Annotated in this window: 15 protein-coding genes; 3 read left to right on the top strand and 12 right to left on the bottom strand. The window is 65.2% G+C overall.

Annotated features, from left to right (window positions below):
* Positions 1–119: 119 nt before the first annotated feature.
* Together ACSQ23_RS01385 and ACSQ23_RS01380 are read right to left on the bottom strand one after the other, a co-directional pair.
* On the bottom strand, positions 120–1,139 hold the full coding sequence (locus ACSQ23_RS01385) for a hypothetical protein (protein ID WP_436089454.1): 1,020 nt from the start codon (positions 1,137–1,139) through the stop codon (positions 120–122).
* A gap of 64 nt (positions 1,140–1,203) precedes the next feature.
* Positions 1,204–1,902 carry a GntR family transcriptional regulator gene (locus ACSQ23_RS01380; RefSeq protein WP_436089453.1) on the bottom strand — a complete coding sequence of 233 codons (699 nt, stop codon included), beginning with the start codon at positions 1,900–1,902 and terminating at the stop codon, positions 1,204–1,206.
* 139 nt (positions 1,903–2,041) lie between these two features.
* Between ACSQ23_RS01380 and ACSQ23_RS01375 the strand changes: the two genes are divergently transcribed.
* Both ACSQ23_RS01375 and ACSQ23_RS01370 read left to right on the top strand, forming a co-directional pair.
* Positions 2,042–2,965, top strand: a complete 924-nt coding sequence (locus ACSQ23_RS01375; protein ID WP_055885671.1) for a dihydrodipicolinate synthase family protein — start codon at positions 2,042–2,044, stop codon at positions 2,963–2,965.
* A gap of 81 nt (positions 2,966–3,046) precedes the next feature.
* Positions 3,047–4,366, top strand: a complete 1,320-nt coding sequence (locus ACSQ23_RS01370) for a mandelate racemase/muconate lactonizing enzyme family protein (protein WP_436089452.1) — start codon at positions 3,047–3,049, stop codon at positions 4,364–4,366.
* A gap of 413 nt (positions 4,367–4,779) precedes the next feature.
* Here ACSQ23_RS01370 and ACSQ23_RS01365 read toward each other — a convergent pair whose 3' ends face one another.
* The 9 genes from ACSQ23_RS01365 to ACSQ23_RS01325 form a co-directional block, all read right to left on the bottom strand.
* A complete protein-coding gene (locus tag ACSQ23_RS01365; protein ID WP_436089451.1) occupies positions 4,780–5,865 on the bottom strand; it encodes a LacI family DNA-binding transcriptional regulator in 1,086 nt (361 codons plus the stop codon).
* 14 nt (positions 5,866–5,879) lie between these two features.
* On the bottom strand, positions 5,880–7,628 hold the full coding sequence (locus tag ACSQ23_RS01360; protein ID WP_436089450.1) for a glycoside hydrolase family 36 protein: 1,749 nt from the start codon (positions 7,626–7,628) through the stop codon (positions 5,880–5,882).
* Between the two features lie 18 nt (positions 7,629–7,646).
* Positions 7,647–8,486: a carbohydrate ABC transporter permease gene (locus ACSQ23_RS01355; protein ID WP_055885662.1), complete on the bottom strand. Its 840-nt coding sequence runs from the start codon at positions 8,484–8,486 to the stop codon at positions 7,647–7,649.
* Positions 8,483–9,388: a carbohydrate ABC transporter permease gene (locus ACSQ23_RS01350; RefSeq protein ID WP_436089449.1), complete on the bottom strand. Its 906-nt coding sequence runs from the start codon at positions 9,386–9,388 to the stop codon at positions 8,483–8,485. The genes ACSQ23_RS01355 and ACSQ23_RS01350 overlap by 4 nt, the downstream gene beginning before the upstream one ends.
* Positions 9,389–9,471: 83 nt before the next feature.
* The gene (locus ACSQ23_RS01345) at positions 9,472–10,779 is read right to left on the bottom strand and encodes an extracellular solute-binding protein (RefSeq protein WP_436089448.1); all 1,308 of its coding nucleotides are present in this window, start codon (positions 10,777–10,779) and stop codon (positions 9,472–9,474) included.
* Between the two features lie 265 nt (positions 10,780–11,044).
* Entirely contained in the window at positions 11,045–14,227 is a 3,183-nt protein-coding gene (locus ACSQ23_RS01340) for an alpha-mannosidase (protein WP_436089447.1), read from the bottom strand.
* Positions 14,228–14,232: 5 nt separating this feature from the next.
* On the bottom strand, positions 14,233–15,045 hold the full coding sequence (locus tag ACSQ23_RS01335) for a carbohydrate ABC transporter permease (RefSeq protein ID WP_055885646.1): 813 nt from the start codon (positions 15,043–15,045) through the stop codon (positions 14,233–14,235).
* Entirely contained in the window at positions 15,045–15,935 is an 891-nt protein-coding gene (locus ACSQ23_RS01330; RefSeq protein WP_082528453.1) for a carbohydrate ABC transporter permease, read from the bottom strand. The genes ACSQ23_RS01335 and ACSQ23_RS01330 overlap by 1 nt, the downstream gene beginning before the upstream one ends.
* Positions 15,936–16,044: 109 nt before the next feature.
* Positions 16,045–17,358, bottom strand: coding sequence for an extracellular solute-binding protein (locus ACSQ23_RS01325; RefSeq protein ID WP_082528452.1), 1,314 nt, complete (start codon positions 17,356–17,358; stop codon positions 16,045–16,047).
* A gap of 283 nt (positions 17,359–17,641) precedes the next feature.
* Between ACSQ23_RS01325 and ACSQ23_RS01320 the strand changes: the two genes are divergently transcribed.
* Positions 17,642–18,685, top strand: a complete 1,044-nt coding sequence (locus tag ACSQ23_RS01320) for a LacI family transcriptional regulator (protein WP_055885637.1) — start codon at positions 17,642–17,644, stop codon at positions 18,683–18,685.
* A 299-nt stretch (positions 18,686–18,984) separates the two neighbouring features.
* Here ACSQ23_RS01320 and ACSQ23_RS01315 read toward each other — a convergent pair whose 3' ends face one another.
* Positions 18,985–19,788: an alpha/beta fold hydrolase gene (locus ACSQ23_RS01315; protein ID WP_436089446.1), complete on the bottom strand. Its 804-nt coding sequence runs from the start codon at positions 19,786–19,788 to the stop codon at positions 18,985–18,987.
* Positions 19,789–19,817 lie beyond the last annotated feature (29 nt).

Raw genomic sequence — 19,817 nt, 5'->3', positions numbered from 1 at the left:
CAGATCGCTCGTGCGGCACCACCCCCTCCGAGCTTCGCTAAGTCGCTGAAGCGACAAGCTTCGCTTGCCTCCCCCATCAAGGGGGAGGTGGGGGCCGGTGGGCGAGGGGCGACCCGGCCCTAAACCAGGTCCGCCGCCTCCACCGCAATCCGATACCGCGTTATGAACCGCTCGCCCGCGCTGAACCGCCGCGCCGTCTTCGTGCCCCGCCGTGAGATCGGATTGTCCGCCGCCGAAATCTGCGGCCCCAGATCGAAAGCCGAGCAGATCGGCTCGAACCCCAGCGCCAAATGCCGGCCGTTCCACGGCGCCATCTGCCGGCCGCGGTTCGACATCCAGAGCAGGGCGCCGGGATAGTGCTCCTTGTTCCAGCTCAGCCGCACCCGATAACCCTCGGCGCTGTTCCACAGCGACGCCGTCCCCGGCATGTCGAGCAGCTGCAGGATCTCCTCCGTCGCCTGCGCCAGCGGCACCCGGGCGACATCGAGCCGTGTCCCGTCCTTGAGCGCCACGTCGCGCCACGGCGTTTGGAACCGGCCTTGTTCGAAGATCGAGGTGTCATCGACCGGTCCGGGGAAGGTGGCGCCGGTGATCTCGTCACCGACTTCGATATGCATGGCGCCGATTTTCGTCGGCAGCCGGAACGACGGATGGAGCCCCAGTGGCAGCGTGCAGTCGGCCCGCACTTCGATGATCAATTCAAAGTCCAATGCCGTCGTGGTCGGATCGGGCGTAACGCGCCGGTGCAGCGCCTTGATCGGATGGGTCTCGGGATAGGCAATGCTCAGCCCGATGCTGCCATCAGCCGCGGCCTCGAACTGCCAGTCATGGTTGGAGCTGAAGCCATGCGGGTCGGTGTCGACCGTCGGGCGGGCCGTCGATCCCGGCCAGTCGTTGTTCGCCGGGCGGTCCCCGTCGACCCCGAACGGCACGCAAGGCCACTCGCCACGCAGCCGTTTGAGGATGCCGGGCAACGCTTCGCCGCCGGGCTCGTTCGCCCACGGCGCCACCTGGAACGGCGCCACCTGCCGGCCATCGGGCAACACGAATAGCGTCGGCCCGATCATCCCACCCAGGCTCTCGACGCTGACCACGCCATGCGCCCAGACCAGCGATCGCGTTTCACCCAGTTTGGTCATCGTCACTCCCTTGTTCTCGTTCGTCCGACACTCGCCCATGACGGCTGTGCCGACAATCCGCCGTTCAGCGGAGGGTCGTCTCGAAGGCGGCGAGCACCGCGGCTACGGTGCCGCGGACGTGTTCCGCGTTGATCCGGGCGGCGGCCTCCGGATCGCGGCGGCGGAACGCTTCGAGCAGCGCGTGGTGTTCGGCGCGCACCCGCTCGGCGAACGCCTTGTCGCGACCGTGCTTGTTCATCAGGCCTTCGCTGAGGCCATAATAACGCGCGATGAGATCGGCCGCTTCGAGATTGCCGCCATGCGTGTTGATGAAGCGGTGGAAGACGCGATTGCCGGCGTCGATGCGGGCCCAGTCCATCGCCTCGATCGCTGCATCGTGTTCGACCTGCAAGGCTTCGAGCTGGCGCAGCGACGACAGCGACGCCTCCTCGGCGAACTGCCGGGCGAGGTAGCATTCAAGCGCCTCGCCGATCTCGCTGGAGTGGACCAGCCGGTTGCGGTCGAGCTGGCGAACCCGCGCCCCGTGATTGGGGATCATCTCCACCAGCCCCTCGCCCTCGAGCTGCTGCAACGCCTCGCGCACCGGCTGCACGCTGACGCCGAAGCGGTCGGCAATCGCCGTCATGGTCAGCCGACCACCGAGGGGGATATCGCCGGCGAGGATTTCGCTGCGCAGCAGATTGGTGACCCGCTGGTAGCTGGTCTCGGTCTTGGGGTCGGAATCGCCGCGGCGCTTGCGGGGGGCGGAACTGTCCTGGAGCATGGCAACCTCACATCGTATACGATGTTGACACATTTGATACGATCTTGCATCGTCCTATACGTTGCGCAGGACGGGGAGGTCCAGCGCATTCCCGATGGGCCGCGCATCGCCGCCTGATCCAAAACACAAGGCAATACCCATGGATCGCAACGACTACCGCGGCATCTTCGTGATCGTCACGACGCCGTTCACCGACGACTTCCGGCTGGATGAGGCGGCCCTCGAGCGCACGCTCGATTTCTGTCTTGCCGCAGGCGTCCATGGCGTCGTCGCCAACGCGCTGGCCAGCGAAGGCTTCTATCTCAGCGAAGCCGAACGCCGGCGCGCCGCCGAGATCGTCGTCGGTAAGGCCAAGGGAAAGGTGCCGGTGATCGTCGCTGTGTCGGCGCCGCACTACCACCTCGCCGTCGAGTTCGCCCGCCATGCCGAGACGATCGGCGCCGACGCGGTGATGTCGCTGCCGCCGACGCTGCATCCCTCGAGCCCGGCCGATATCAAGGCGCACTACAAGGCCATCGGCGCCGCCACCACGCTGCCCTTGGTGATCCAGAACGTCTCGGGGCAGGGCGCCTCGCCGCTGAGCGCCGGCCTCATCGCCGAGCTGGTGAGCGAGATCCCCACCGCTCGCTTCGTCAAGGAAGAGTCGGGTTACCCGGCCCAGACCGTCGGCGAGATCATCCGGCTCTGCGGCGACAAGCTCGAGGGCGTGATGGGCGGCAAGGCCGGCAAGACGCTGATGGAGGAAGTCCGTCACGGCGTCTCCGGCACCATGCCGGCCTGCGAAATCGCCGACGTGCACGTGGCGCTGTGGAACGCCATCGAAGCCGGGGACGACAGGCGCGCCCGCAACATCTTCCAGCGCCTGCTGCCGCTGCTCGATATGGAGAGCAATTACGGCATGCCGCTGATGAAGGAGGTGCTGAAGCAGCGCGGCGTCATCCCCAGCGCTGCGGTCCGCCAATCCGGCTTCCGCGCGCTCGACGCTGCCGCCCGCGCCGAGGCCGCCGCCATCATGGACGACCTCGCCGACCTGATGCTCCCCGCCTATACGCACCGCCGCTGAAACGGAGCGTTTTCAGGAAAAGTTGCAGACTTTTCCGGTTCGAAAGCGCGACCAAAATAAACGACAACCTAGAGAAGCAAGATGACCGACAAGCAGCTGGGCCGGATTGAAAACGCCATAACCACCCACTCCAACCCGTCCGAACTTCGCATCACCGACATGCGGCTCGCCGTGGTGGCAGCCAATTACGATTATCCGATCCTGAGGATCGACACTAACCAGGGCGTCTATGGCCTTGGCGAAGTGCGCGACGCCGGCCATGCCAGCAACGCGTTGCAGTTCAAGTCGATGCTGGTCGGGCAGAACCCCTGCAACGTCGACATGATCTTCCGCACCATCAAGCGCTTCGGCAATTGGGGCCGCGAAGGCGGTGGTGTCTCGGGCATCGAGATCGCGCTGATGGACCTGATCGGCAAGGTCTATGGTGTGCCGTGCTACCAGTTGCTCGGCGGCAAGCATCGCGACAAGGTCCGCCTCTACGGCGACACCCCGACCCCCGACGATCCGACCCCTGAGGACTTCGTTGCCGCGGTGCTCGGCCGTCGTGACCGCGGCCTGACCTGGATCAAGTTCGATTTGAGGCCGTCGTTGTTCGAGACCGGTGACAGCCCGCTGATCGGCAACGACGCCAAATACGACTTCGCCTACGAGGAGGGCCGGCCGTTCAAGGCACCGATGCATGGCCGCGGCGTCAAGCTCACCGATGCCACCATCGAACGCGCCGCGCATGTCGTCGGCGAAGTCCGCCAGGCCGTCGGCCCCAACGTGCAGATCTGCGTCGATCACTTCGGCGAAGGCTATCTAACCTCCGATGAGGTCATCCGCCTCGGCAAGGCGCTCGAAAAGTTCGATCTCGCCTGGATGGAAGACCCGGTGTCGCGCTTCGACATACCGGGCCACAAGAAGATCGCCGATGCGCTGCTGACCCCGATCGCCGCCGGCGAGGATCTCTATCTGCGTGATGGTTTCCGCGAGGCGATCCGCATCCGCGCCTTCGACATCGTCCACCCGGACCTGCTCACCTCGGGCGGCCTGATGGAGACCAAGCGCATTTCCGACGACGCCGAAGAAGAGGGCATCCCGACGGCGCTGCACTGTGCCGGCTCGCCCATCGGCTTCATGGCCAATATCCACACTGCCGCCTCGATCTCGAGCTTCCTCGCCTGCGAGCATCACGGCCTCGACCTGCCGTTCTGGGAGAGCCTCGTCACCGGCCTCGAGCCCAACTACATGGCCGACGGCTACGTCACCGTGCCCGACAAGCCGGGCCTCGGCATCGACCTCAACCTCGAGGCGATCGAAGCGAACCTCCGCACCCCCGGCACCATGTTCCTCCCCACCGACGAGTGGAACACCCCCAAGCTCGGCTTCTGGCGCCCGGACGATCGCTGGCCGGAGTAGGCTATTGGACGGTCCCATCAAGTGAGCCGGCCCGCGAAGTCGGCGCCCCTCTCCCGCTTGCGGGGAGGGGGGACCACGCGAAAGCGTGGTGGGAGAGGGGTGCCCACGCACTGATGGTAGGCGGTGAGCTACGCACTGACGGTGGGCGGTGCCCCACGCTCCAATGGTGGGCGGACGGGGCAGGCTCAGTGTCTGCGGCTCCCCCCTTCCACCAGCCTTTCGGCTGGTCCCCCCTCCCCCGCAAGCGGGAGAGGGCGCGCCGACTGCCCGCCCCGGCGCATTGCCGCACCAATCGCTGCTGGACTCATCGGTGTCATGGGTCTATGTGAACCCCGTTGTCGGGCTTCGCCGCCCGATGACTGAGGCCCAGCTGGAGTTCCACCTCCTAGTCTGGGCCTCTCTAATTTCCGGGGTTACTTCGTCATCACCGGCGCGGTCGAACCGCGCAGCCGGAATTCCGGATCGATCAGCACTTCGGCCAGTGGCAGCGAACGGTTCGCGGTCAGCGCCACGATGGCGCGGGTGGTGTTCTCGGCAATGCGCTCGACCGGCTGCCGCACCGCGGTCAGCGGCGGGTCGGTGAAATCCAGCATGTAGGAATCGTTGTAGCCGATCACCGAGATGTCGCCGGGGATCCGAAGCCCGGCGCGTTGGATGGCGCGCATCGCCCCCAGCGCCATGTCGTCGCTCGACGCCACGATCGCCGTCACGCCCATCTGCAGCAGTTCCTCGGCCGCGTGCCGGCCACCCTCGACATTGTAGTACTGCCGCACCACGAAATCCTCGGAATTGGGCAGCTCACGCCGGTCCATCGCCTGGACGAACCCCTCGACGCGGCGATCGGCCGGGGTGTTGCCCACCGGCCCGGCGCACATGCCGATGCGCCGATGCCCGAGGTCGTAGAGATGCGCCACCGCCATCTCGGCGGCGCGCCAGTCGTCGGTCGAAAACACCGGCGAGGGCGTATCGGGAAAGCCGCCATTGACGCAGATGAACGGGATGCCGCGCGATTGCAGCAGCTGCCGTGCCACCGGATCGGCATTGCGCACCGTATTGCTCGACGACAGGAACACCACGGCGGCGATGCCGGCATCGATCATCGCCTCGACATAGTCGCGCTCGCGCTGCGTCCCGGGGCAGATCACCGCGCGTAAGCCATAGGGCGCGATCTCGTTCTCGATCGCCTCGCAGAGGTCGGCGAAGATCGATTCAGCAACACCGGGCACCAGCAGCAGCACCAGCTCACCCTTCAGCTGCCGCTCATAGCCCGCCTTGCGCAGGGCCGCTTCGACTGCCTCGCGTGTTGCGGTCGATACGCCATACTTGCGGTTGAGCACCCGGCTGACTGTCGCTTCGCTGACCCCGGCGAGCTCGGCGACCGCGGCAAGCCCGATATTGGCGGCCGGCGAACGGGGGCGTGGCCGATGCGCCGCACCCTCGGTGCCGCTGCTGCGGCCGCGTTGGCTGCGCGGCCCATTGCTGTCGTCGGACCTGTCCACTGGCTCCCCTGTGGCTACTCGTTCAAGACACTGAGCGTCGCAATACCAGACACCGGAATGCTGAGTTCGGTAAGCCCCTCAGTGTCCACTTCGAGCGGCATGCCGACATCGCCGCGGGCGGAGTGAGCGATGCCGCTCAGCCGTCGAGACTTGCCGGTCCATCGCACAACGATCCGCTCGTGGGAAGTCGCGTTGAGCAGCCGCAACTCGGTGACGCCGTCGAGGTCGATCTCGACCACCAGCGGCTGATACACCCCGACCACCAGCCGACCCTGGTGCCGCGCCTGTACCACCGGATATCCCTCGGACGGCAGCCCGGCGCTCACCTCACCGAACAGCACCGTCTCGCGGTCTTGCATCCAGTTCTGCAGCACCGCCTGCACCGCGTCGCGCTGCACTGCTGGCAGGCTCGACAGGTCCATCGAGACCTGCGGCACGCTGAAATAGGCGTTGAGCAACTGCCGCGCCGCCGGCTCCGAGCCGGCGCGGTGGTCCCACACGGTCGGGTCCGAATGGATCACCTGGCCGGCCGCGATCATCCGCATATTGACGGTGGCGCGACGGTTCTGGTTGGCATCGACCGGGCAGTCGCCGACCCGCAGCAGGTTGGCGTAAGGCGCCGTAGCCGGCCCCACATAGGCCTGCCGGAACTCGATCAGCGCCTCGTCGAGCCCGGCCGCTTTCAACTCCGCCTTGAGCTGCTGCAACGTGGCATGCAGCGCCTGCCCCACATCCGGGATATCGCCGCCGGTCGGCGTCCCCTGATAGGCGACGACGCCGTCGAGGAAATCGATCTTCAGCCCGTCGACACCATAGTCGCGGATCAAGCGGATGCAGGTTGCGACGAAGTGCTCCCGCACCTCCCGATACCTGGGATCGAGCGCCGAGGCGCGCCAGCCATCGGCATTATGGTAGGGCGCGAACTGTTTCAGCCGCGCATAGGCATCGCTCTTCTCACCCAGGAGCAGCGGCGCCACCCAGAGGATCACCGACAGGCCAAGCCCGTGCAGCCTGTCGATATGCCCGCGCATATCGGGGAACTTTTGCGGGTCGGCCATCCAGTCGCCGCACCCGGCATACCAACGGCCGGTGGCCAGCTTCTGCCAGCCGTCGTCGATGATCACCGCCTTGCAACCGAGGGCAGTGGCCAGGGCCGCGTCGCGCTCGATCTTTTCGGCATCGATGTTCTGCGCATAGGCATACCAGGTGCAGTAGACCGGCACGGTCCCGGCGAAGGGCACCGGCAAGGGCTCACCGATATCGTCGCGCAGCCAGTCGCGCAGCAGCCCGACCGCCTCCGCATGATCGAGCCCGGCCCGTGCCGTGGCGAGCCGGATGGTGCGCGGTCCCTTGGGGTCGTGCTCGTAATAGATGACGAAGCTCTTGTGTTCTTCCGAGACGCCGAAGCGCAACTGGCTCTCCTCGATCTGCTGGTCGAAGCAGAAGGCGAGGATGGCCTTGCAGTGCCGGTCATAGACACAGCCGAGCGGGCTCGAGGAAATGATGCTGGTCTTGTCTCGCCCGCTCCAGTCGGCCGGCAGCGCCCGCATGGAAGCGTTGGGGTACCAATAGCCCTCGATATCGCCGAGCGGCACTTCGAGCGACACCCGGATCAGTTCGCCATCGGTCTCGATCGTGGTGATCTCGAGCTCGCCGAGGCTCTGTTTGCCGATCACCCGGCAGCCAGTGCCGATTGTCACCTCGACGCCGGGGATGCCGGTGACGGCAGGGGCCATGACGGATGCGTAGTCTTCCAGCAGCACGGTGCCAGTCTCCTAATGCTATTGCTTGACCGCGCCGGCGAGGATGCCGGCGACGAAATGACGTTGCAGGAACAGGAACACCCCGAGCACCGGCAGCACCGACACCATGGTGCCGGCCAGCAGTTGGCCATAGTCGGTGTCGCTGAGGCCCTGCAGCGAGGCGAGCGCCACCGGCACCGTGTAGGCGTCCGAGGTCCTGAGCACGATCAGCGGGTAGACGAAGTCGTTCCACTGCGCGAGGAACAGGAAGATGCCCAGCGCCGCCAGGGCCGGCCGCATCGTCGGCAGGACGATCTGCGCAAAGATCCGGAACTCACCGGCGCCATCGACCCGCGCCGCCTGGATCAGTTCATCCGGTACCGACTGCATGGTCTGGCGCATCAGGAAGATGCCGAAGGGCAGCGCCAGGTTGGGCAGGATCAGCGCCTGGTAGGTGTTGAGCCAGTTGAGCTGCACCATGATCTGGAACAGCGGCACCAGCGTCACCTGCGAGGGCAGCGCCAGGATCACCAGCACGATGCCGAACAGCGCCCCTTGTCCGGGGAAGCGGAACTTGGCGAAGGCGTAGCCGGCCGCCGTGCAGACGAGCCCGCCCAGCAACGCATAGATCGTCGCCACCAGGGTGGAGTTGAGCACTGCCTGGCCAAAACCCTCGCCGACGAACAGGTTCGTGAGGTTGACCCACAGCTGGTCGCCGGGCACGAGGTTCGGCGGGTTGGAGAAGATGTCGCTGGTGCGGTGCGTGCTGGCGACGATCAGCCAGTAGAACGGCGCCAGCATCAGCAGGCCGCCAATGGCGATGACGATGCTGACGGCGAGGCTCGCGGCGCGCGTCTGAGGGCTGCGGTCGGTTCTCATGCCTGTTTCTCCCTGAGGAACCGGAACTGGATGAGCGCAATCACCCCGATAATGCCGGTCAGCACGTAGCCGATGGCCGAGGCGTAGCCGAAGTCGAAGTACTTGAAGCCGTTCTGGTACAGATACATGCCGATGGTCAGCGTGGCGTTGTTGGGCCCGCCATTGGTCAGCACGTAGGGCTCGTCGAAGAGCTGCAGCGTGCCGATGGTCGAGAGCACCACGGTGAGGGTGATGGCAGGACGCAGCCCGGGCAGGGTGATGTGCCAGAAGCGCTGCCACGCCGTGGCGCCATCGATCTCGGCCGCCTCGTAGAGCTCCCCCGGGATCGACTGCAGCTGCGCCAGGTAGATCACCGCGCTGTTGCCTGTGTAATGCCAGGTCAGCGCGATGATGATCGACACCTTGGCCCACACCGGGTCGGCCAGCCACGGCACCCGCGGCAACCCAACGGCCTCGAGCAGGAAGTTCACCAGCCCGTGGTGGCTGTTGAGCAGCGTCGAGAACAGGATGCCGTAGGCCACCAGCCCCATGACGATCGGCACGAAATAGGCGGTGCGCCAGAAGGCACGGAATTTGAGCAGCGCCGAGTTGAAGGCCACGGCCAGCAGCAGCGCCAGCCCCAGCATCAGCGGCACCTGGGTGATGAGGATGATCAGCGTGTTGCTGAGCGCCTTGTAGAAGATCGGATCGGTGGCAAGCCGCCCGTAGTTGCCGAGCCCGACGAAGGTCGTCTGGCCCTTGATGATCTTGGTGAGGCTCAGCCAGGCCGCATAGAGGTACGGGTAGACCTTGAAGCCGGCGAACAGCACCAGCACGGGCAACAGGAACAGGTAGGGCGTGAGGCGCGGCGAGGAGCCTCGCCAGCGCCGGCGCGCGGCCGGCTGCAGCTTGGACGACGTCATCTGGTTCACCGGAAGGGAAGGGTGGCGGCAGGACCGGGAGGAAAGTCCATAATCCTGCCGCCGTAACGCTCAGGCGGAGCGTATCAGTTGGCGATGGTCCGGCCGGTCTGGCCGGCGACCAGCGCGGCGGCCTCATCGAGCACGGTCTTGGGGTCGGCGCCGCTCAGCAGCACCTGGGTCTGGGCATCGGTATAGGCCTTGAGCGCCCGGGCATAATCGGTGGTGTAGTTCACCGTCGGGGTGTTCTGGCCGAGCTCGTCGATGAAGAACTTGTTCACCTCGGCATCGAAATAGGCGCTCTTCTTGACGAAGCCGTCGCTCTCCAGCATCGGCTTGAAGCCGGGGAACATGCCGCCGCCCGCGTAGGTCGCCTGCTGGCCCTCGAGCGTGCCCATCGCATATTTGACGAACTCCCAGGCCGCCTGCTTGTTCGGGCTGGTGCCCGCTACCGAGAGGTAAGTACCGCCCGAGATCGCGGCGGTCAGTCCGCCGGCCTCGACCGCCGGCGGGAGCCTCAGGCCCCACTTGCCGGCCATGTCAGGAGCTTCGTTCTCGAACACCCCGGCCGCCCAGGAGGCCGCCGGGATCACCGCGACATTGGTCTGCCCCTTGATCTGCAGCATGAAGTTGTCCCAGCCGCCCGGGATATCGGCGACGACGCCGGCATCATTGGCCTTTTTGATCCACTCGAGTGAGCGGAGGCCAGCCGGCCCGTTCATGGTGATCTCGCCGGCGGCGTTGAAGTAGAAACTGCCCTGCAGGTTGGTCAGCAGCTGCCACAACCCGGCGGAGTCGGCGACCGTCGCTGCCTTGTCCATCGAGATCAGCGGCGCACCGGTCGCCTCCTTGATCTTCTTGCCGGCCTCCAGCAGGTCATCCCAGGTGGCGATCGTGTTGATGTCCACGCCCGCCTGGTCGAACAGGTCCTTCCTATAGAAGAAGCCCGAGGTGTTGACCTCGTAGGGGATACCGTAGACCCCGCCATCGGCCGACGAGCCACTGGCCCACATGCCTGAGGGGAACTGCGCTGCAAGGTCGTTGGCGCCGACCTCGCTCAGGTTGACGAGCCCGGTCGGGAAGGTCTCGATGTAATTGCCGATATAGTCGATGCCGATGTTGAGCACGTCGGCGAGGCCGGCGCCGCCCGCCGCCATGCCGGCGGTGATCTTGTCCCAGATCGCTGGGTTGCCGACGTCTTCCACCTTCACCGTCACGCCCGGGTGCAGCTTGTTGAAGCCGGCAACTGCCGCTTCCAGCCCATCGGCGGGAGCGGTCCAGCTCCACACCGTGATGGTGCCGCTCAGCTCCTCGGCCGGAGCGGCCGTCGCCAGTGTGGCGAGCGCCGTGGTGGCAAGGGCAAGCCGCGCCAGGCGCCCGGTTGCCGCAAACAAACGTCCTACCGTGTTGTCCAGTTTTTCCTCCTCAGGATTCCTCGGTCCCGATCGCCCCCTGCAACTGGCCACCAGACTTCGCTGGCTGATTTCACCGTGCTGCCGGGATCGGATCGTGCCGGACGCTAGCAGCCGAAAATCAGTCTTGCAATAGTTCGTTGCAAATTTGCAGAAATCTGGACAACACTGGTTGGATGTTGCACGAACGACAGCGGCCGCCTCCGGGTGGGAGGCGGCCGCGAGGGGTGTTGAAATGTTGGCTAGGTCAGCCGGCGTCTACGTCCAGCAGCAGCGTCGCGATCTCGAACGGCCTGAGCTGTAGCGTCACGCTGTTGCCGTTGAGTGCGATCGGCTCGCCGCCTTCTTCCATCAGGTTGACCAGCCTCGCCGATTTCACCGGCACGCCGAAGCTGATGGTGGCGGTGGCGCGGGCATTGGCGTGCTCGAACACCCGCAGCACCAGCGCATCACTCTTTTCGGCCTTCTTCACCGTCTCCAGCGTAACGTTCGGCTTGTCGACCGAGGCGAAGGAGAAGCTCGTGCTTTCCGCGGGCGCGGAGGCCTGTGCTGAGACATCGCCGATCACCGCCACCGGGTTGTTGAACCGCTCGGCCGCCACCGGCACGTCTGAGAGGTCGCTGACCCCGTCATGCACCAAGAGCGCATATTTGATGCGGTGCTCGCCGCGGTCCGATGCCGGGTCGGGGAAGGTGGCGCCGCGTAGCAGCGTGATGCGCACCAGCTGTTCCACCGCGTCATAGCCATACTTGCTGTCGTTGAGCAGCGCGGCGCCGAAATCCGGCTCGCTGATATCGACCCAGCGATGCATGCTGGCTTCGAACCGGGCCCGGTCCCAGCTGGTATTGCGGTGCGTGGCGCGCTTCACATGGCCGAACTGGATCTCCGAGCGGATCTCGGAAATGTTGAGGTCGAACGGGAATTCCGCCTTCAGCACGGTCTGGCGCTCCTGCCAGTCGACGAAAGTGTCGAATTCCACCTGCCGGGCGCCGGCTTCCAGCGACACCACCTGTACCACCTTCGAGTTGAGATACTGCCGCTCGATGCGGAGCGCCGCGCGATAGGGACCGGTCTCCACCACCTCGATCTTCGCCTTGCCTTCTGAGAGCCTCCAGAACTGCTCCTCGAAATAGCGGTCGATATCCCAGGCATCCCAGTTGAGCGGCTTGTCCTCGTAGGCGACGAGCCGGTTCGCCGTCTCGCCCTTGGCGATCAGCTCACGGCTATGCTGCTTGTCGACCACCGAGGTGATTTCGCCATGCTTGTCGAAGCTGACCCGGATCAGCTCATTCTCGAGCTGCTTGGCCGAAGCCGAGAGGCTCGATCTCGGCGCAGCGCTGCCGGCTACCAGCGAGGCTGAGGCCCAGCCGAGCGCCGGCAAGTCGGCCGGCGCCGCCAGCGTCACGCTGCCATCGGCACCAACCAGCTTCTGCAGCGGCAGGGCTGCACCGCCCTGGCTCAGTGCCGAGCCTTCGGCTGCGCCCGCGACGCGGACCAGCGCCTTGTCGCGCTTGTGCCCGGTGAAGTTGAACAGCTGCAACCCGCCCTTGGCCGTAGGCGCAATGGCCTTCGCCGCGCTGTGCCACGGCCCGTTGCCCGACGCCAGCGTCGACAACAGTCCGGCATATTCGGCATCGCTGTCGACATAGACTTCGGCGATCGAGGTGCCGGGCAGGATGTCGTGGAACTGGTTGATCAGCACCAGCTCCCAGAACTCGTTGAGCTTTTCGCTGGGGTAGGGCGCCCCGGTTCGCATCGCCATGGCGCTGAGGAACTCGAGCTCACGCAGCACGCGCTCGGCGCGGCGGTTATTGGCCTTGTTCTTCGCCACATTGGTCAGCGTGCCGCGGTGGTATTGCAGATAGAGTTCGCCGTTCCAGGTCGGGAAGCGCATGGCGTTCTCGTCCATGCGCTTGCTGAGCCGCTTGAGGAACGGCCCGATGCCTTCGAGCTTCACCTTCGGCGCGCCGGGGATGCCGCGTTCGAGCCTTGTGCCGCGCTCGATCATGGCGCGGGTCGGCCCGCCGCCGCCGTCGCCATAGCCGTAACAGACCAGCACCTCGTCGTTCACCGACTTCGGCTCATAGCGCTTCCAGGCCCCCATCACCTCGGACACCGAGAGATCGGAATTGTAGGTGGTGAAGATCCGCTCGCTGTCGAACTTCTGCGCCGTGATCAGCTGCGCCTTGGTTTTGGTGCCGTCGATGCCGCGCCAGAAGAACGTGTCATAGGGGTGCCGGTCGGTATCGTTCCAGCTGAGTTTTGAGGTGATGAAATACTCGAGCCCCGAGCGCTCGAGAATCTGCGGCATGTTGGCCGAATAGCCGAACGTGTCGGGCAGCCACACGGTCTTGGGCACCACGCCGAAATGCTCGAGGTGGAAGCGGCGGCCGCGCATGATCTGGCGCACCATGGATTCGCCCGAGACGATATTGGCATCGGGCTCCACCCACATGGCGCCTTCGATCTCGAACTGGCCGGATTTGACCCGCTCGACCACGCCGGCCCAGATCTCCGGGTAGTCCTTCTTCAAGAAGTCGAACAGCACCGACTGGTTGTACATGAAGACGAATTGCGGGTACTCGGCCATCAGCGCCAGCACCGTCGCAAAGCTGCGGCCGGTCTTGTCGCGGGTATGCATCACCCGCCATAGCCAGCCGACATCGAGATGGGTATGTCCCACCGCCGAAACCGTCGGCTGCACCTCGGTATCGACCAGCTCGTAGATCTTTTTGGCGATCTTTTCGGCCGCACCGAGCGAGGCCTCGAACTCCGGGGTTACCCCGCCACGCCGGTCGAGCGCCCGCAGCGACTGCTCGACCAGGTTCATGATGGCATGGCGGCGGCCGTCGATCTGGGTCAGCCGGGTCGCGACTTCGAGCGGGGTCAACAGGTCGAAATAGAGCTTCTCCGCCCGCTCGTGCCGCACCAGCAGTTCGACCTTGAAGCCGACCAGCGGCCGGTCGAAGAAGGTGAAGGCGTTGACCAGCAGCGTGCGCCTGGTTCCGGGTTTCGCGTCATGCGCAATCACCAGCTCGGTGTGGTTGCCATCGATCGCCTGCGCCACGTGGCCGTCGAGATAGGCGAGGCACTGCGGATCGGTGGTGCCCGGCCGGTCCTGCCACTGCGAGGAAAAGCGCAACACGAAGGTCTTGCCCTTGGCGGACGGCGGTACAGTGACCTCCGCAGCGAACCAGGTGTGCCCCTGCTTCTTGGCCCACACCGTCTTGTCGGTAAAGGGCTGCCAGCTGCGGATATCCGCCTTGAGCGCGGCCTCCGCGTCGAGCTCGGCCTCGGTGTAGCGCCAGGCGAAGTCACCCTCGATCGGGGTCAGGATCTTGGCCTTGAGGTCGGCGCAGAGGCGAAAGAGCTTCTCCTCCTGCTTGATGTCATCGTCGAGGAGACCGAGCTTGGTCGCGAGAGTGTTCATTGAGGCTATCCTTTGACCCCGACACCGGCGAACCCGGTGTTCATGTTCCGCCGCAGCAGGAAGTACACGCCGACCGCCGGCGCCGCATAAATGATGGAGAAGGCGGCGAGGAACCCGTAGTCGATGGCCCCCATCCGCCCGAACGCGCCGTAAAGGCCCACCGACATCGGGAAGGCCGCCTCGACGCGCGAAAAGATCAGCGGCAAGAGGAACTCGTTCCAGGCACCGGTGAAGCTGAAGAACCAGACCACTGCCAGGCCGGCCCGCGACATCGGCAGCACGATGCCGGTAACGATCTGCCAGAGCGACGCGCCATCGACATAAGCCGCCTCTTCGAGCTCGATCGGCACCGTGTCGAAGAAGTTCTTGAGCAGTAGCAGCGTGAACGGCAGGTTGAGGCAGCTCAGCGCCAGCATGACGCCGAACTGGTTCAATAGCCCCGATCGCTGGGCGGCGAAATAGAGCGGCACCAGCACGCCGACCGACGGCAGCATGCGCAGCAGCACCAGCGTCCAGAGCAAGGCGTTCTTGCCTGGCATCCTGAGCCGCGACAACGGGTAGGCGGCGGCGGCGCCGACAACCACGCTGATGGTTGCCGTTCCTGCGGCGATCAGCAGTGAGTTGAGGAACATTCGCCCCGCATCGCCACCGATGGCGCCGGTGAAGTTCCCTATGCCGAAGTTCTGCGGCCAGACCAGCCGCCCGGTCGCGGCAGTGTCGAAGGCATTGCTGAACAGCCAGGCGAACGGGCTGACCCAGATCACCGCCATGAAGGCGAGCGCGATCGCCATCGGTCGCGAGAGCGTCGTGCGTTCCATTACTTGGGCTCCCGCAGCATGCGTAGATAGACGGTGGAAAGGGCGCCGACGATCAGCAGCATGGCCACCGAGATGGCGCTGCCGAAGCCGAGATTGCCGCGGGCAAAACTCTGGTTGTAGAGGAACAGCGCCAGCGTTTCCGTCTGCCGGCCCGGCCCGCCGCCCGTCATCGCGAAGATCAGCGGGAAGTAGGTGAAGGTCCAGATGGTGATGAATAACAGGTTCGTGGCGATGTGCGGCCGGATGATCGGCAGCACCACCAACCAGGCGCGCTGCCAGCGGGTCGCGCCGTCGATCTTGGCGGCCTCGATGATCTCCCTCGGCACTGAGTCGAGCGCCGCGACGAACAGCAGGTAACTCCAGGCCGTGCCTTTCCAGATATTGGCGAGCGTGACGACCGGCAGGGCGAAATCGTTGATGAAGTTGATCGGCTTGAGGCCGAACGGCACGACGAACAGCGAATTGATCAGCCCGGTCTGCGACGTAGTGGCGGACCACAGAAAGGCCGCGACGATGTCGGGCAGCAGCCAGCCGAGCATGATGCAGATTTCGACGACGCTGCGGGTAGTGGAGACGGTGCCGCGCAGGGTCGCCGCCAGCAGGAAGCCGAGCACCGACTGGCCGACAATCGCCGAGAAGAAGACGAAGATCACCGTGGTCCAGAGCGACTCGAGAAAGCCCTTGCGAGTGAACAGCCGCTCGTAGTTCTCGAGACCCACCCAAGACCACTCGACAGCCTTGCGGCCGGTGAGGCCGAGGTCGGTGAAACTGAAGGTGACGGCCCAGCCGGTGAAGAAGAGCAGCGCACCGACCAGAATGATCGCCGGCAGCATTGCGGCACTGAGCAACCATAGGTTGCTGGTGATCCAGGGGTTGGCCTGGTGTCTCATGGACGGCTCGTTCGAATAGAGGACGAAACTGGACCCGCGCCGGCAGGGCCGACATCAACCGTCACGGCGGCACCCCAGTGGGGGGCGCCGCCGCGTCGGGAGGATCCGCTTATTCGTACGTGATGACCTTCTCCGCGCCGAACTCGTCGACGAGCGCGTCGTGGTAGTTCTTCACGGTGTCCTCGACGCTGGCGCCGTCGAGGATTTCCGTCGTCATCGTCTGCACCAGCGCCGAAACGGTCTGGTAGCCTGGGATGGTGTCGCGGCCGGTGGTGTCGGCTGCGAGCGACGTCGCCTTGGCGAGGTAGGCATCGGCCATGTACTCGGGCGACTCCGAGATGTCGGTGCGGACGCCCATCCGGTGGTTCTTGATGGTCCAGTCCTTGAAGTTACCGACGTCGAAGATGGTGGTGAGCAGCTGGAACGCCTTGGCCTTGTCGGCGGCCTTGGAGTTCACCGCGATGGTCCAGCCGCCCGAGATGTTGGTGGTCGCCTTGTTGCCCGGATCGCCCGAGCCCGGCCACGGTGTCCAGCCCACCATCGCGTCGCGCTCTTCGCGGCTCGGCAGGTTCACGCCGTTGCAATCCCACAGGCACGCATCTTCCCACGAGCCGGAAGCGAGAATGCCGAGCTGGTCGTTGGCCAGCGCCTCGCGGACCGCGGCGCCAGGATCGGCTGCGTAGTTAAGGTCGGCCGGCTGGCCGATGTCATGGTAGACCTTGCGGTAGAGTTCGAGCGTCTTGCGGATCGCCGGGCTGTCACCGATCCACTGACCGGTCTCGCGGTTGAGCAGGCGGTTGCGATCCCCCTCGGGCACATCGGCGCCGAGCAGCGCCATGTAGAAGCCCTGCATGGTGGCGCCTTCGCCCTGCTTGATGCCGGCCGGCAGCTGGAATGGATACTGCACGCCCGCGTCCTTGAGTTTTTGTGCAGCGTCGAGCACATCGGCCCAGCTCTTGGGCTCCCATGGCACGGTGATGCCGGCTTTCTCGAAGTTGGATTTATCGTACCACAGCATGCGCACGTCGGTGTCGGTCGGCAGCGCATAGACCGCGCCGTCATAGGACGCGACGTCCAACAGGCCCGGCATGTAATACTTGTACTGGTCCCAGCCCTTGGCCGACTCAGTCAGGGGCTCGAGGTAGCCGGACGAGGCAAACTCGGAGACCATGAACGAGTCGAGCTGGATCACATCGGCGGCGGTGCCCGCAGCCAGATCGAGCGAGGTGCGCTGGTCGTAAGCGGCACCGGGCAGCTTGATCGCCTCGACCTTTTCGCCGGTCGCGGCTTCGTAGTTGGCGATACCGGGCTCGACCAGAGAGGCCAGCCACTCGGCGTACATGATGCTCACCGCCTGCGCGGGGGCAGTGGCTGCCAGCAGCGCCAGCGCCGCCGCAGACGCCAAGAGAGTCCGTTTAAGCATGAATTCCTCCTCCAAGGGTTTGGCGTCGCAACCCTCATGCGTGGGCTGCGCGGCACCTCCTGAGTGCGCGCAGAGCTAAGCGCATTTATTGCAACGTTGCAATGATTGGTGCAGAATTCTTCGAGTGACGTACATCATGTTTGAGTTTTCATAGCAAATTCAATGTTATAGACGCTGATTAGACGGTTGGTTCGTCGTCTGCATCGTTTGCATCGATGCAATTTTCTGCAGTTCCCGCCACCCGGTGGCCGGTGTATGAGGAGGCGGGGTCCAAGAAGCGACGATGACGAAGTTCAGGCCAGAAGCCAGCAGGGGCATCCGCAAGCCGTCGGGCAAGCGGGCAACGCTGAAGACCATCTCGGAACTGACCGGGTTGAGCCTGTCGACGGTGTCGCTGTCGCTGCGTGGCGGCGCTTCGCTGAAGGAGGAGACCCGCCAGAAAGTGGCTGAGGCCGCAGCGCAGGTCGGCTATGTGCCGGACCGCGCAGGGGTGCGCCTGCGGACCGGCAAGACCAACGTCATCGCCCTGGTGCTCGATGGCTCGGACGAAGCCATCGACTTCTCACGCCACATGATCCGCGGCATCGGCGATGCCATCGGCGGTACCCGCTACCACTTGACGGTGATGCCCGAGTTCGACCGCAGCCGCTCAGTCGAAACGGTGCGCTATATCCTCGAGAACCGCACCGCCGACGGCGTCATCATCACCCATACCGGAGCGCGCGACCGCCGGGTGCAGTTGATGATGGATCACGATTTCCCGTTCGTCAGCCACGGCCGCACCGAGTTCTTCACGCCGCACGCCTTCCACGATTTCCATTCCGAGGCGTTTGCCGAACTGGCGGTGGAGCGGCTGGCCGATACCGGGGCGCGCGATATCCTGATTTCAGTCGGCGACGGCACCACCAACAACTACCACAACATCGTCCGCACCTTCGAGCGCACCGTGGCCCGCCGCGGCATCACCGGGCGCGTCGTGGTGCAGGATGGCATCCGCCCCGCCTCGGCCGAGATGCGCCAGTTCGGCCGCGATCTCGCCGATAAGCCGGACCGGCCCGACGGCATCATCTGCGACAGCGAAACCCGCGCCATCTCGATGCTCTGCGGCCTCGAGGATGGCGGCGTCCTGCTCGGCCGCGACATCCGCTTCATCTGCAAGCAGACCTCGGACATCCTGTCGACCGTCTTCCCCAACGTCGATACCATCGAGGAAGACGTCTACGCCGCGGGGCTGGAACTCACCCGCCTGCTGTTGCGGCGCATCGACGGCGAGGCGGCGGAATCGTTGCAGACGCTGAGCGAACCCGTCGCACACTGGCGGAGCTGAGGGTTGCCTTCCTCACCAGCCTCGACCGATACCCACCAACTCTCCACCCCCACCGGGTGTCATCCCAGCGAAAGCTGGGACCCAACTATCGGCTGGCGCGGGCGGTGAAATGGGTCCCAGCTTTCGCTGGGATGACATCGAGTTTATGGAGCCATCTCAGCCCATAGCGCTGACTTGCTGCTCCCCTCTCCCTTGAGGGGAGGGGTTGGGGGTGCGGGTCCATCGGTGATCACCGCACCACCCCCTGCCTCAATCCCTCCCCTCAAGGGGGAGGGAAGCGAAAACTGTGAGCGCGTGGTCTAGGCGCCAACGCGGCCCAGAAACCTCAGCACCTGCGCATTGAACACCTCCGGCCGCTGCAACGGCGCAAAGTGGCTGACACCCGGCAACTGCACCAGCTCCGCCCCCGGAATGGTCCGCGCCAGATACGCCGCATGTTCCGGCCGGATGAACTCTTCCTTCTCGCTCTGCGCAACCGTCACCGGTATCCGAATTCCCTCCAACTGCGCCGCACTGTAGTTCGGCTGCGTGCGCTGCATCAGCCCAACCGCATCGGCAAACTGCTGGAACCCATCGGGCGTCGCCGAGAGCCGCGCATAGTCCTTTACGTGCCGGTTGAAACAACGGCCGATCACTGGTGTCATCTCGAACGGGTAGGTGCCGCTGTCATCGACGTTGCAGGCGAAGTAGAACAGCCCGCTGACCCGCTCCGGCGCCTTGTCGGCCATGATCAGGCCGATCACCGCCCCGTCGCTCCAGCCGACGACGGCCGCGCGCTTCAGCCCCAGTGCGTCCATCACCGCGAAGACGTCGGTCGCCATCAGCTCGTAGCTGTAGGGGCGATCGTCGCGTGAGCTGTGGCCATGGCCCCGGCTGTCGACCACCACCACCTGGTGGCCGGCATCGACCAGCGGCTGTACCTGGTGCTGCCAGTTGCCGGCATGCCCCAGCCCGCCATGCAGCAGGATCACCGCCGGGCCGGCGCCGAAGCTGGCGTGCCAGATTTGCGCCCCGTCATTTTCGACATAGGCCGAGATGTCGCCCGATGGCAGCTCCGCCCCCACATCCTCGAAATGCTTCAGTTCGTCATCGCTGAACGTCATGGTCCCTGCTTGCTCGTTTCCGGTTGGCA

It is taken from the genome of Devosia sp. LjRoot16, from assembly GCF_964252795.1.
Classification (GTDB): Bacteria; Pseudomonadota; Alphaproteobacteria; order Rhizobiales; family Devosiaceae; genus Devosia_A.
Note: the sequence above shows the minus strand (reverse complement) of the source record. Positions and strands in the feature narration are given on the sequence as shown.